Source organism: Spiroplasma endosymbiont of Polydrusus pterygomalis, from assembly GCF_964030825.1.
Taxonomy (GTDB): domain Bacteria; phylum Bacillota_I; class Bacilli_A; order Mycoplasmatales; family VBWQ01; genus Spiroplasma_E.
On the sequence record NZ_OZ034964.1, the window covers coordinates 613980 to 628728 of the forward strand.

General features: G+C 23.6%; 15 protein-coding genes. 13 read left to right on the forward strand and 2 right to left on the reverse strand.

Annotated elements, in window-relative coordinates:
* Positions 1 to 10: 10 nt before the first annotated feature.
* The 4 genes from ACQH25_RS03050 (at position 11) to ACQH25_RS03065 (ending at position 5070) form a co-directional block, all read left to right on the forward strand.
* Positions 11 to 259 (forward strand): hypothetical protein, encoded by a 249-nt coding sequence (locus ACQH25_RS03050; RefSeq protein ID WP_425381761.1) that lies wholly within the window; start codon positions 11 to 13, stop codon positions 257 to 259.
* Between the two features lie 885 nt (positions 260 to 1144).
* Positions 1145 to 1648, forward strand: a complete 504-nt coding sequence (locus ACQH25_RS03055; protein ID WP_425381762.1) for a Pycsar system effector family protein — start codon at positions 1145 to 1147, stop codon at positions 1646 to 1648.
* Between the two features lie 259 nt (positions 1649 to 1907).
* Positions 1908 to 4346, forward strand: coding sequence for a leucine--tRNA ligase (gene leuS, locus ACQH25_RS03060; protein ID WP_425381763.1), 2439 nt, complete (start codon positions 1908 to 1910; stop codon positions 4344 to 4346).
* A 10-nt stretch (positions 4347 to 4356) separates the two neighbouring features.
* Complete coding sequence (locus ACQH25_RS03065) at positions 4357 to 5070, forward strand: sugar phosphate nucleotidyltransferase (RefSeq protein WP_425381764.1); 714 nt, start codon at positions 4357 to 4359, stop codon at positions 5068 to 5070.
* 2 nt (positions 5071 to 5072) lie between these two features.
* On the opposite strand, the gene ACQH25_RS03070 is transcribed toward ACQH25_RS03065, so the two are convergent.
* Entirely contained in the window at positions 5073 to 5570 is a 498-nt protein-coding gene (locus tag ACQH25_RS03070; protein ID WP_425381765.1) for a hypothetical protein, read from the reverse strand.
* A 345-nt stretch (positions 5571 to 5915) separates the two neighbouring features.
* Here ACQH25_RS03070 and ACQH25_RS03075 point away from each other — a divergent pair, with 345 nt between their 5' ends.
* From ACQH25_RS03075 to ACQH25_RS03085, 3 genes are read left to right on the forward strand one after another with little or no spacing between them, the layout of a single operon-like run.
* Positions 5916 to 6806, forward strand: coding sequence for a hypothetical protein (locus ACQH25_RS03075; RefSeq protein WP_425381766.1), 891 nt, complete (start codon positions 5916 to 5918; stop codon positions 6804 to 6806).
* Positions 6709 to 7221: a hypothetical protein gene (locus ACQH25_RS03080; protein ID WP_425381767.1), complete on the forward strand. Its 513-nt coding sequence runs from the start codon at positions 6709 to 6711 to the stop codon at positions 7219 to 7221. The genes ACQH25_RS03075 and ACQH25_RS03080 overlap by 98 nt, the downstream gene beginning before the upstream one ends.
* A 17-nt stretch (positions 7222 to 7238) precedes the next feature.
* Positions 7239 to 7448: a hypothetical protein gene (locus tag ACQH25_RS03085; protein ID WP_425381768.1), complete on the forward strand. Its 210-nt coding sequence runs from the start codon at positions 7239 to 7241 to the stop codon at positions 7446 to 7448.
* Between the two features lie 107 nt (positions 7449 to 7555).
* Here the strand turns inward: ACQH25_RS03085 and tpx are convergent, their stop codons facing one another.
* Positions 7556 to 8062 (reverse strand): thiol peroxidase, encoded by a 507-nt coding sequence (gene tpx, locus ACQH25_RS03090; RefSeq protein WP_425381769.1) that lies wholly within the window; start codon positions 8060 to 8062, stop codon positions 7556 to 7558.
* 87 nt (positions 8063 to 8149) lie between these two features.
* Between tpx and ACQH25_RS03095 the strand changes: the two genes are divergently transcribed.
* The 6 genes from ACQH25_RS03095 (at position 8150) to ACQH25_RS03120 (ending at position 14722) form a co-directional block, all read left to right on the forward strand.
* Positions 8150 to 9097, forward strand: a complete 948-nt coding sequence (locus tag ACQH25_RS03095; RefSeq protein WP_425381770.1) for a hypothetical protein — start codon at positions 8150 to 8152, stop codon at positions 9095 to 9097.
* A gap of 40 nt (positions 9098 to 9137) precedes the next feature.
* Positions 9138 to 9680 carry an ABC transporter permease gene (locus ACQH25_RS03100; RefSeq protein ID WP_425381771.1) on the forward strand — a complete coding sequence of 181 codons (543 nt, stop codon included), beginning with the start codon at positions 9138 to 9140 and terminating at the stop codon, positions 9678 to 9680.
* Positions 9681 to 9764: 84 nt separating this feature from the next.
* Positions 9765 to 10706: a hypothetical protein gene (locus ACQH25_RS03105; protein WP_425381772.1), complete on the forward strand. Its 942-nt coding sequence runs from the start codon at positions 9765 to 9767 to the stop codon at positions 10704 to 10706.
* A gap of 77 nt (positions 10707 to 10783) precedes the next feature.
* Positions 10784 to 11782, forward strand: coding sequence for a glycosyltransferase (locus ACQH25_RS03110; RefSeq protein WP_425381773.1), 999 nt, complete (start codon positions 10784 to 10786; stop codon positions 11780 to 11782).
* 4 nt (positions 11783 to 11786) lie between these two features.
* The gene (locus ACQH25_RS03115; RefSeq protein WP_425381774.1) at positions 11787 to 12485 is read left to right on the forward strand and encodes an RDD family protein; all 699 of its coding nucleotides are present in this window, start codon (positions 11787 to 11789) and stop codon (positions 12483 to 12485) included.
* Between the two features lie 35 nt (positions 12486 to 12520).
* Positions 12521 to 14722, forward strand: coding sequence for an ATP-dependent helicase (locus ACQH25_RS03120; RefSeq protein WP_425381775.1), 2202 nt, complete (start codon positions 12521 to 12523; stop codon positions 14720 to 14722).
* The last annotated feature ends 27 nt before the right edge of the window (positions 14723 to 14749 follow it).

The window sequence follows — 14749 nt, forward strand, 5'->3', positions numbered from 1 at the left end:
GATGATAATAGTGAAAAATAATGAAATAATCAAGGAAGACATCGTTATTATGGATGGCAATCTTGTTTTAATGAATAAAGCATTAGCTGCGAAAAAAGTTGTGTTAGCAGCAATTGAATTAGGAAAACATGCACAACATACCGTTGCTACTGGTTGATCTGATCATTTTCAAGCATATGCTAAATTAAAAGGAACAACTACTACTGGCATTTGTTTTTGCAAAAAACCAGCAACTCATTTAGTTTATTTTTGACGATAATAATAAATTTGTCAATATGTTTTGAAAATTAATTAAAGAAAAATTTTGATATTACTTTTAATTTAAAATTAAAAGTATTTTTATTTATAATAAAAATTATTTTATATAACTACAAAAAGTTTTAATTAAATTGTCAATAATAGTTTTAAAATTAGGATATAAATTCAAATAACAATAAATGTTAATTTTAAAATGATTAAAATAAGAATATTATTTAATGTTATGAATAAGTAAAAAAATAAAATATAATTAGTGTTTATTAAGCATAAGTAATTTTAAATATATCAATATAAGTTATAATATTAAGATAATTACAAATATTAATACTAATTAAATATTGATAGTTAAATATAAAAAGATTATACTATATATGGAGTTATATATTAAATAAACTTAGCGTTATTATTAATTTTAATACCTTAAATTAATAACTAAGAGATTATTAATATTTAAAAATAAGCAATATATCAAAAAAAAGATAATTAAAATAATTTAATAATTACATTACAATATTGATATGAGTATCAAACTTATTTTCATATTACATGTAATCTTAGTATTAAATTCTTACTTTTTTTTGATATATTTTAAAAATTAAATCTAATATTTGTGAAAGTCAAAAGTAATTTTTAGAAAAAAGCAAACAAGTAAATTATTTCTAACAATTTTATTTTTGAAAGAACTATCACTTTTATTTAACAAAATCAAAACTTTTTAAAAGATCTTTATTAATATCACACAACGTATCACTGTTTGCAAAATAAAAATCAAATATAGAAATGGAAAAAAAGATTTACCTAAGATTTAATGTAATTGGATTAATTTACAATTTATCATTAATTTCATTTTGTTGTCTCCTAAATTAATAAAAAGGAATGTTTTAGCATGAATAATAATGAGATTTATTTACTAAATGACATTAAAAAACAAATAGAAAAATTTGATATAAAAGCTAGTATATTATTAGCTTTTAGTGGTGCCCTTTTAGGAATTTCTTTTAAATGGATACCAGTAATTGAAGATATTCAAAATTCATCACTAAAAATTGTTACGTGTTTTTGATTATTTTTTATATTTGTATATGTATTTTTTTTATTTTTAGCATTACTTATTTTTATTAGTTCAATTTTGCCAAGAAATAAGCCTAAAAAAATTAATAAAAATAAAACAAAAGATTCTAGTTTCTATTATCAAGAATTACAAAAAATGAAACCTAGTATTATTAAGAAAATAATTTCAGAAAGTCAAGAAACATATTTATCTGAACAAATTCAAATTAATGCTAAGATTGCTGCTAAAAAACATAAAATGTTAGTTTGTGGTATTATATTTTTAATTTTATCAGTGATTACCCTAATTATTTGTATTTTATTTCATATAATTATGTAAATAAAATAAATAATATTTTACAAGAAAATGAGAGCAACAGTATTACTAAAGATTTCATTTTTTTTGCTATTATTTTAAAGTTTACTATCATTATTATGATTTTATTAATTTTGGATAACACAAAATTATAGTGAATCTTTTAATAGTTTAAAATTTAGTTAAAAAATAAGCTTTACTAAGTAAACATTGCAACTTGTTAAATGATTATGATATTATGGTTTTATGATTGTTTTACCTGATCATATTAAAGGAGAAAACTATGAGTTATAATCACCAACAAATAGAAAAAAAATGACAACATTATTGATTAAAGCATCAAATTTTTAAAACTAATATTGATGATACGAAAAAACCAAAATCATATATTCTTGATATGTTTCCTTATCCTTCAGGTTCTGGCTTACATGTTGGTCATCCGAAAGGTTATTGCGCTACTGATGTTATTTCACGAGTAAAAAGAATGAATGGTTTTAATGTTTTACATCCAATTGGTTGAGATGCTTTTGGACTACCCGCCGAACAATATGCCTTAAATACAGGTAATAATCCAGAAACTTTTACTAAAGAAAACATTAATAATTTTCGTAGACAATTGCAAAGTATTGGCTTAAGTTTTGATTATGATAAAGAAGTGAATACCACTGATCCACAATATTATAAATGAACACAATGAATTTTTATTAAGCTTTACGAACAAGGATTAGCTGAAATTAAAGATGTAGAAGTTAATTTTTGTGAACAGTTAGGTACGGTATTAGCTAATGAAGAAATAATAAATGTTAATGGCCATATGGTTTCTGAACGTGGTAATTTTCCAGTCATTAAAAAACCAATGCGTCAGTGAGTTTTAAAAATTACTAAATATGCTGAACAATTATTACAAGGATTAGATGATTTAGATTGACCACATAGTGTTAAAGAATTACAACGTAATTGAATTGGGAAAAGTGTCGGGGTATTAGTTGATTTTATGGTAGAAAATAATAATTGTCGAATTTCAATTTTTACATCAAGAGTTGATACTATTTTTGGTGTTTCATTTTTAGTGTTTGCTCCTGAACATCCATTAATTCCTGATTTAACAACTAGTGACTATTGACAAACAGTTAGTCAATATTGTTTAGCTGCTAAAACAAAAACAGATGTAATGCGTCAAGGAGAAGCTACTTTAAAAACTGGAGTTTTTACTGGTAGTTATGCTATTCACCCTTTTACTAAAACTAGATTAGCAATTTGAGTTGGTGATTATGTTTTAAGTCATTATGGAACAGGAGCAGTTATGGGTGTTCCTGCTCATGATAATCGTGATTTTATTTTTGCTAAAAATAAAAAATTACCAATCAATTTTATTATGAAAACTAATAATAAAAACGAACCATTTTTAGGTAGTGGTGACTATATTAATTCTGATTTTATTAATGGTAAAGACTTAAAAACTGCTACTAGTTTAGTTGTTAAAAAACTAGTAGCTTTAAAGCAAGGAAAATTACATACTGCTTATAAACTACGAGATTGACTTTTTTCGCGACAACGTTATTGAGGCGAACCATTTCCCATTATTTATTGAACAGATGGTACTATCTCAACAGTAGATGAACAACAATTACCAGTATTATTACCAAAAATGACTAACATTAAACCATCCAATGATGGTACTGCTCCTTTAGCTAATGCGCCAAAGTCATGGTTACAAGTAATAAGAAAAGATGGCATCAAAGGTACTAGAGAAATTAACACTATGCCACAATGAGCAGGTAGTTGTTGATATTATTTAGCATATATTTTAAAAAATGATGATGGTACTTATTGTGATTTTAATAGTATTACTGCGCACAAGCGATTTAAGTATTGATTACCAGTTGATTTATATATTGGTGGTCAAGAGCATGCTGTTTTACATTTATTGTATGCTCGCTTCTGACATTTAGTACTATATGATTTAAAGTTAGTTAATGTTAAAGAACCATTTTTAAAATTAGTAAACCAAGGGATGATTCTTGGTGAAAATAATGAGAAAATGTCTAAATCACGTGGTAATATTATTAATCCTGATGATATTATTAAAGAATATGGTGCTGATACTTTGCGCATATATGAAATGTTTATAGGCCCATTAACATCATCTTTACCATGATTAACTAGTGGTTTAGTTGGTTGTCATAAATTTTTAATGCGTGTTTATCGACTTATTACTAGTGATGATTACAAAGCAAAAATTATTACTAATAATGATAAATCATTAGATACAATTTATCATCAAACTGTAAAAAAAGTAACGAATGATATTAATGATTTAAATTTTAATACTGCTATTGCTCAACTGATGATTTTTATTAATGCATGCTATAAAGCGCCAACTATTTATCAAGATTATTTAATTAATTTTTTAAAATTACTAAATCCATTTGCACCTCATATTGCTGAAGAACTATGATTTCAACTTGGTAATAAAGAAAGTATCAATAAATGTCATTTTCCAAGTTATGATGAGAAATTTTTAGTTAGTAAGGCAGTTACCATTGCTATTCAAATTAATGGTAAAACAAAAATGACTTTAATAGTAAAAGAAAACTTAAATAAACAAGCACTTTTAACATTAGTTAATAATGAAGAAAAAGTAAAACACTGATTACAAAATAAAACAATTATTAATACAATTTATGTAGCAAATAAAATTGTTAATTTTGTTATTAAGTAAAGGGGAAATTATGAAAGTTGCTATTATTTTTGCAGCAGGAGTTGCTAGTAGATTACAACCAATTTCTAATACCGTTCATAAGTCATTAATTAAATTTAAAGGTTTAACATTAATTGAATATATAATTAAGCAATTACTTATAGTACCAGATTTACAAAAAATTATTGTTATTACTGGTTATTTAAAAGATGATTTTAATTTTCTTGCAAATAAATATCCTAACTTAACCTTAATCAATAATGAACACTTTCTTGATTATAATAGTGGTTATGCTTTAATATTAGTATCATCATATTTTAATGGTGAAGCTGATATTTTTATTATTTCTGGTGATATGATTAGTACCAAAAATAATTTTTTAACTAAGTTTACAACAAATATGATGGCTGCTATTAGTCGTGAACATAATAATAACAAAGAGGATTGAAGTTATCAACTCAACAATGATGGCAATATTATTGATATTGTTAAAAGTAAAGATAGTGCTAGTTTATTAGCTGGCGAATGAACTTATATTACTAAACAATGAGCAAAAGTTCTTGGTAAAGATTTAATAAATCCTCAACAAGAACTGGTATTACAAACAACAATGGTTAGTAAATATTTAATTAATAGTAGTATTAAATATAATTATCAATTAAAACCTTATGTTTTAGCGTTTAACTCACATTGAGATATTGATAATCTTATTGACTTGGAACGAACTAATAAGTATTTTAAATAATACTAAGGTTTTAAACCATTATTATTAGCAGTTGTTACTACTGGTGGTTCATGATGAGCACAATGATTTGCCATATTTTCAGTTCATCTATTATTTATTAAGGGTTGATTAATATTATTACTAGAATTTGTTGCTGCAGATATTGTTTCTTCTGATGAAATATTTAAAGTTGATGGTTCTATTTCTTGTAAATTAATTTCTCCTGTTTTATTGTTAATGGCATCATTGTTTACCTCATGATTAGGATTATCAACTTTATTAATATTAACTACTTGGTTTTCTTTTGCTTGTTTCTTAGCAAATAGTCAACTAAAAAATTCTTTTATTCATAAATATGGAAAAAAAGTAAGATAAGCGAAATCTTTTCCAAATTTTACAATTAAATTTCTATTACCAATACCACTAAGAGCAGGTTTTGCTTTTGTTTTTTCTTCTTTTTCGCCTTGTAATTTTTTTAACATTTCGGGGGTAACTTGTGGTTGTTGTGGTTGATCTGCCATATTGTTTTCACTTCCTTTTAAAAGATAATTAGGCTCTACTTATCTAAAATAGCATAAGTCGAACCTAATGGTTTTGTTCATTTAGTTTATTACTATGAAATTAGTATAACATATTTTTAGATTTTAAGGATATTATTGTAACAATTAATAAGTTTAAATTAGTTTTTTTAAGATATTACTTTTAGTAAATAAAAGTTGTAAAAAAACAAGATAGTATTAGATTTAAACTTGATTTTAAATAAAAAAAGCATATAATAAAATTATCAAATTTATATAGTAATATTAAATCCAATGCTTTATTTTAAAAGTAAATGGATTTTTTTAGTCAACAGAGGAGAAATAAAAATGAGTTTATCACTAACCCCTATTATTAATGAGGAATTAAATGCTGAAGATGAATATGAGCTTTCTAAAAAATTCATAATTAATAAAGAAAATTTACACAATGGTACTACTTTTATTTTTAAAGGTGAAGAAAATGAAGTAATTAAAGATAAGGATAACAAATATTTTCAATTTAAAACAATTATTGAAGAAAATAATCAAGAATATTTTATTTATGATGAAGTAATCCAAATTAATGGAAAACCGGTTTTATTAATGAGAATTCACGATGATCAAAGAGAAAGAATTTGAGAACAAATTATTTATTTGGAAAATAATAATGAAGTCGTTGAGCAAATTAGAGATTTGACTTATCAACAATTTACTGATGAATTAAAAAATAATGAAAAAATTCTTAGATCAAAAGAAGATAATAGTACAACAATTATTAAAACACCATTTTTACAATTTATCGAAAATATTAATCAAGAAAAAAATGAATTCAATCAACAAAAACCAAGCAAAAAAATTTGATGAAAGCGTCTACCATGAAAAATACTTGGTTTAGTAGTGTTTGTTGTTGCTTGAGCTGCTATTCCAGTGATTGGTAATTTATTAATAGCCCCGTTATTGGTTGGAGTAGTATCAGCTTCAGTTATGACCTGATTACCATTTGTTACTGCTGGTTTAATAACAGGTTGTGTGGTTGCTGGCTTTAATAGATATCGCACAAGATTAAAAAAATGACTTTTTCCCAAATGAAAAGCAAAAAGTGAAATAAATTTAGAAAATAAATTAGCAGAACAAAAAAATAATGTTAGAAAAGAAATTTCAAAACGATTTATTTTTAACAACAACGTTACAAGCAAAACAAGAATGATTATTAAATGGTTTTCAAAAAATATGAAATAAAAATAAAATAAAAAGTTTTGCAACTATCGAAACTGAATTAAGTGAAAAATTTGAAAAAAATAAACAAGAAGTGCAAAAACAAGAATTTACAAGAGATTATTCACAAAAAATTAATGAATGAAATCAAAATTGAAATGAAAAAGCAACATTTTCAAGAAGTTTAACACTTGAAAATATAGCAAAAATAAAAGAAATTTTTGGTGAAACAGAAAAAAATAAAAAAATTATGTGTGATGGTTTTTTTTACCAACCAAAAGCATTATGAACATCATTTCAAGAAGAACAAATATTAGAACAAAATTTGAAAGATATTCAAAATTTATTTGAAAATTCTGAAAAAAATGATAATCTTGAAAGTGAAAAAGATATCAAAAAGAAATCACCAGTTAAAAGTATGAAAAGACTAGTTGTCTAGTTTAGAAAGGAAAGAATATGGATAACAAAGAGAAACAAGATCTTGAAAACATATTAAATAGATCTCGTCAAATACAAGTTGCAGAAATTAATGAAAGAAAAAATGAAAAAGATAAAGTAAGTTTTAAAAAAGATTTATTAGAAATTAATAATGAAACTAATAAAGAAACAGAAAAATTGACAAAAAGTAAAACAAAAAATATTTCATTAAAATGTAATTTACTTTAAAAATAAATAGTTAAGTTTTTTCAATAACTACTATTATGACAATTAAAATGTAATTTTTAAAATAAAGTTAGCTAATATTTACGATTAAATATTAGCTAATTATTTTTTTATTTTAAAGTTTTAAGAAATTGTAAAACCTCATCATAGTTTGGCTCGGCGGTTATTTCTTTAATAACTTGGATATATATAACTTTATTATTTTTATCAGCAATGATAACAGCCCGTGCTAATAATTGGATTTCATCAATTACTAAATTAGTAGTATTACTAAAATTATTTTCATTGTTACGATAATCACTTCAAATATAAAAATTACTATTATTTTTTAATTTTTTACAAAAGCGACTTTGAGCGAATGGTAAGTCTTTAGAGATAGTAATAATAACTAAATCTTTTAATTTAGCTGCTGCTTTATTAAAATGAATGGTTTGTAAAGCACAAGTTTTAGTATCAATGCTAGGTACACTGGAAATAATTTTAAACTTATTAGTAAATTGTTTTAAATTAATAATATTCATTGCTTTGTCAACTGCAGAAAATGATAGACTATCACCAACTTTGATTATTTCATTTTTAATATGAAGAGGTTTACCTTTAATTGTTAATTGTAACATAATATTTTTTTCTCCCTTTTTGGCAAATGTATTTATAATATTATTATAACTAAATTTATTGAAGATAATCCATTAAGGAGTAATATAGTGTTAAAATTTTGGAATAAAATTAAAATTGCTAATCAAGAATTTAAAACGGTTTTTAAAGCAGTAGGAAAAAATCATATTTATAAAAATAAAAAAACAATTATGAAAAGCATTTCCTTATGTTTTATTCCCTTTTTATATGCTTTTATTGCATTATGAGCTTTTTTTAATCCATTAGGAAATATTAATCATTTACCAATTGCTTTAGTTAACAATGATAGTTCAGCAGTGGGAACTAATCGGATTATTAACCGTCATAATTTAAATTTAGATAATGAAAAACCTAATCGCAGTGGTGCTTATCAATTTAAAATTAATAATTTACAAATTAATAATGAACAAAAAACATTCACTGTTTATTATTATGATGATTGAAAAACTTATTATCAACATCAAAATGATAAAACTTTTTTAACTGAAATTATAATTGATAGTAATTTTACTAAGGATTTTAAGCAATTTTTTAGTGAAGCCTTGAAAATAGTTATTGAGAATATTAAAACTCCTGAAAAGATTTGAAATCTTATTAATCAAATTACTGTTCATCCACAAATTAGTTTACAAGCATCATATAAAGTTAGTCCAATTTTGGGTGAAATTAATGATTTTGCTTTAAATGCATTAAAAGATAATATTTTAAGTAAATTTTTACCAGTTGTTATTAGTGATCAAGTATTTGACTATTGAGCAAAAGATGCTGCTAGTGCTGGTAATCCTCATGGTTATCAACGATTACAACCAATGTTAAAAGAAATTTATGGTATACTTTCAATTGTTGTTCCTGGTTTAGGTCCTCATACTGAACAGTTTAATATTAATGTTAACAGTGTAACTAATAATGATGATATTAGTCACGTTAAAAGTTTAGAACATGATTATTGAATAAAACACACTTTATTAGCTCCCATTAATTTTATTACTTTTAATATTAACTTTTACTTTTATTAGAAATAAAGAGATTGCAAAAACTAAATTTTGAACAAATTATTTGGCTAAATCAGTGTGAATGATAATTTTTGGTTTAATTCAATCAACAATTTTAGTAACATCACTATTATTATTATTTAATAATAGTGATTTATGACATCGTTTTTGACAAATGTTTTTATATATGTGATTAGTAGCTATTGTTTTTGATTTAATTATTCAATCATTAGCTCACATGTTTCGTAATTATGATTTAGGTAGATTTTTAATTATTATTTTGTTAATTCTACAACTTTCTTCATCAAGTGGTACTTTTCCTGTTGAATTAGAACCTAATTTTTTTCAAGTAATGTATAATTTATTACCATTTAGTTATGCCATAAAAGGATTAAGAGAAATTCTTATTAATCCTAATCCAACTACTATTTTATGAAGTATTGGTTGTTTGCTAATATTTATTATTATTTTAGTACCATTATCATTATTAATTAATTGATGATATGATCGCAAAGATGAAAAAAATAAAGTTGGTAATAAAAAAATTGAATTAATAGTTAATCGTTCTTTATCATTGAAAAATGAAACTACCAATGAGAAAAAATAAGATCAATAATTCTCCTAGCACATACTTTATCGATAATTTGATAAAATAAAGTTAGAAAATATTAGAGAGAGTTGGGCGTAAGGTATGAAAAAAATTATTTTAAATCCAAATATTTGTATTGATGAGATTGAAGTTGCCATTAAAAAACAAGGATGAGAAATTATTGAAAAAAAATATGATTTCTATCAATCATACGTTAGTACTTTTGATGGTTTAAATTATGAAGCAAAAGTTGACTTATATATTGCTTTTAGAACTGCAGGAAATTTTATTCATAAAATATATTGTTATTTTTTAGAATTTGATACTGATAATATTTTTAAAATATCAGAAATTAAGTCACCAGAACATCCAAAAGGACAAATGACAACGCGAATTGCTGCTTTTAAATATTATAAAACAACAGGTAATTTAGGTTTTAGTCCTTATAAAAGTCCAGTTTCTGGCCAACCATATAATTTGAGCCACAATTATCATAGTTTTTTTAATTCATTACTTGCAACAGAAGCAAGAAATGAATTAAACTATGTTTGTATTTTATTGAAATATGATAATCATGCTCAAAGTAAGAAACGACTTCGCTATTTTGTTAATTCATATAAAAAATTTATTAAATCATTTATTTTTAAATTTGAAAAATTTGAAAGTAACAAAACACGTGTCTTATTAAAAGCAGAAATGCTAAAAAGACAAAAAAAGAAAATTACTAAAAAAGTAACTAAATCATTAGCAAACGATAATTTTCTTGCAGAAACAATACAAAAAGTTGATAAAAAAAATATTAAAGTTAAACAAGAAACAACAAAAATAATTACAAAAAAAGATGTGACAACAACAAAACCTGTTAAAACAAAAGCAAAATTAGATGTTACAGAATCAAATAATGCAAAAACTGTTATTAGCAAAGGTAATATCAAGACTATTTTTGATCATAAAAATATGACTGTTAAAATTATTAAAAAACCAATAGTTGCCGAAAAATCTATTGTAAAACTTAAGACTAAAGATCGTAAAGAAAAGAAATAAAAAAATGTTAATAAACTTGCATTTAAAATTATGAGAGAAGTGTTATAATTATATAATAAAAGGGAGGATGTATTATTTTGCTACTAAGTTTTGTTTTATATACAACTTCATTTGAATCTAAATCCTTAGATTTTTTTTTAACAAAGATTTTTGTAAATAAAAAATCTAATTTTGAAGTTATTGTTGTTGATGATGGCATCAATAATGAAAACTTAGAAGTATTGAGTAAGTATTTTAAATTATATCCACAAAATTTAAAAATTATTACTAACTATCAAGTAACAGGTATTGCTATTAGTCGTAATCTTGGTCTTAAATATACTGCTGGCACCCATGTTGTCATTCTCAATCCGACTGAAATCCCTAGTCCAGATTTTGTTGAAAAAGTTACTAAAATTTTGCATAATAATAAAGAGTTAGATTGCATTGAATATTGTGTTCGTTATGAATTTGATAAAAATAATGTTTTTCAATCAGCAATTAGAACTGAAGCAAATAACTTATATAATTTAAATACAACACAAGGAAAAGTGGTATTTGCTTTAACAACACCAGTTTTAACGACAAAAATAATGAAAGTTAGTATTATTAATGAATATAATTTACAGTTCCGTAAAGAAATCCAGTTTGATAGTTTATTTTTATATTCATTTTTGGCACATTGTAAAACGTATTATGCCATTAATGAAACATTAATAAAATCTAAAAGTAATACATTAGAAAATGATAATATTTTTGAATTAATGCATCAATGGATCCATATTTTAAATTATTATAATAATTATAAAATTAGAAAAGTTTTATATGAAGAATTGGAATATGCTTTTGTTAGATATTATTTATATACACTTTTAAGGTTTATTAGTATTTCTAAAAAACCAGCATTAATTGAAAAAACATATAATCGTGTTAAAGAAATTATTGAATTTAAATTTAAAAATTTTAAAAGAAATTCTTATTTCAATACTATCAATCCAAATGATAAATTTACTACTTATGCACTTGATTTAAGTGCTTATTTTAAAAAGTATTTTAAAGATAATAACATTAAAGATGATTCAAAATATTGAGAGTAAAAAAATGAATATTAAAGAACCAGACACAACTGAAACATATTTGTTAGCTAAAACATGAAAACGTATTATAGCACGTATTTTTGATGTGATTTTTGTGAGTTTAATTCCACTAATATTAGGTTTATTATTATATTATTTAGATAATAAAAATGATCAAGAATGATGAAAGCTAGTGCTTGTTTTCGTTATTAACTTACTTATTACTATTATATATTTTGTGATTGTACCATGAAAAGGTAAAGGTCAAACCTTAGGAAAACTAATTTTCCAAATTAAGTTAGTAAATGAAAATAATAAAGATTTAACTTTAAAACAACTTTTTTATCGTGAGTTATTTTTAGTGTTTATTCCGCTATTATTAATTACTTCAATAATTCTTTTTATGAAATTGACTTTTAATGAAAATATTGTTAGTATTAATACTAATAGTACTTTAAATTCTTGATTAAATATTCTTGTTCGTTCTGTAGTTAGTTTTGATTTTGCTTGGTATTGTGGGATTATGATTGTGATTAAAATTGATAAATATCACCAACTATTTTTTGATCGTTATTATCAAACTTTTGTTATTAACAAAAAACCACTTGTAAAACATAATAAGAAAAAAATAGCAATTAATATTAATGAACCACATATTCATTTGGTATATTCACAACCAGGAAATATTAGTGATAGCGAATTAGAAAACATAAATAGTCTTTAATAGTATGAAATTTTACTAAATTAAGGATAGATAGTATGGACAAAACAAAACTTTTAGCAAATCTAAATGATCAACAACTACAAGCAATTATTAATGTTGATGGTCCGTGTCGTATTGTTGCGGGAGCTGGAGTTGGAAAAACACGAGTTATAACATATAAGATTGCTTACTTAATTAATGTCATTAAAATTGCTAGTGAAAAAATATTAGCATTAACTTTTACTAATAAAGCAGCACGTGAAATGAAAGAACGAGTAATTCAACTTTTAGATGATAGTAATATTAATGTTACTATTGTTACCTACCACGCACTATGTGCCAAAATATTAAGAAGAGATATTCATCATTTAAAAATTAATAATAATTTTAATATTATTGACCAAGAAGACCAACGAAAAATATTAAAAGATATTTTTCAAAAAGAATTTTCACACAAAGCAGAACCACAAGAATTAAAAATACTAAGTGCTAATATTGCTAATTGAAAAAATCAACATCTTTCACAAGAAGAACTATTGACAGATTATCAAAATCAAGATCAATGAATTTTACGTGTTAAAGTTTTTGAATTATATAAACAATATCAACTTCTTAATTCATGTTTGGATTTTGATGATTTATTATTATTAGTTGAACGCTTATTTAAAGAGTTTCCCCATGTTTTAGCAAAATGAGAAAAGCAATTTGCTTTCATTTTGGTTGATGAATTTCAAGATACTAATGATATTCAATATAATATTTTATTATCACTTGTTAAAAATCATAAAAATATCACTGTGGTTGGTGATCCTGATCAAACTATTTATAGTTGAAGAGGAGCAAATATTAATTTAATTTTGAATTTTACTAAACAATTTCCTAAGACACAGACTTTTATTTTAAATCAAAATTATCGTTCAACAGCTAAAATTTTAAATACAGCTAATAGTCTAATTAAAAACAATAGACAACGAATTGAAAAAGAACTATTTACTAAAAATGATCTTGGTAATGAAGTTGTTGTCTATCATGCTAATAGTAGTGATCAAGAAGCACACTGAGTTGCAAGAACTGTTAAAAAAATTCATTTAAAATATCATTTAGATTTTAATAAGATTGCTATTCTTTACCGTAATAATTATTTATCAAAAGATTTAGAACAAGCCTTAATTAATAATAATATCAATTATAAAATTTTTGGTGGTTATAAATTTTTTGAACGTAAAGAAATTAAAGATATTTTGGCGTATTTAAAAATTATTGCTTGAAATGATAATATCTCAATGATTAGAATTTTAAATGCAACACCTAAAATTGGACCAAAAGCGATTGATCATTTATTATCACTTGCTACAGAACATGCATTAACTTTAAATGAATACTTATTTAAATTTCAATATGGATTACCTAAAAATTATCGCCAACATTTACAACCATTAATTAAATTAATTAATGAAATGCAAATTGCTATTGAAGAAGTTACCTCTTTACATCATATGGTGGAAAGTTTATTGCAGAAAACTAATTATTTAAAAAAATTAGAAGATAATATTGAAGATGAAAGAATCAAAAATATTAAACAATTATTATCACAATTCCTTGAATTTGATAGTAATAATAATGATGAGCATGGTGAAAAATTACAAGGTCAACAATTAGTAACGTCATTTTTACAAGAAGTAAGTTTATATACTGATTTAGATGAGAATACTACTAATCAAGGTGTTAACTTAATGACAATTCATAGCGCTAAAGGTTTAGAATTTGATGTTGTTTTTATTGTTGGTATTAATGAAGGTGTCTTACCAGGATTAGGTAAATTTGGTAACGAAAATTTAGAAAAAATTGAAGAAGAACGACGTCTTTTTTATGTTTCAATTACCAGAGCAAAAAAATGATTATTTTTATCTAGTGCTGGTGGTTATTCATATGTATTAAATTGTGATAAACAACCATCGCGTTTTTTAAAAGATTTAGATCTTCAATATTTAAAAATCATTAATAATGAACATCAAGAAATGGCAGCAATTTATCAAAATCGTAATCATGCTAAATTTAATTATTATAAAAATGATAGCAAGGATAAAGTAGTAATAACTAACAATTGAAATGTTGGTGATATCATTGTTCATGAAATCTTTGGTAAAGGCGTTATTACTAAATTAATTGGTGATAAAATGCAAGTTGCTTTTCATAAAAATCATGGTGGTATTAGAATTATTAGTGCTAATCATAGCGGTATTAAAAAATTTGTATAATTTTTATTTATAATTTAATATTGAAAA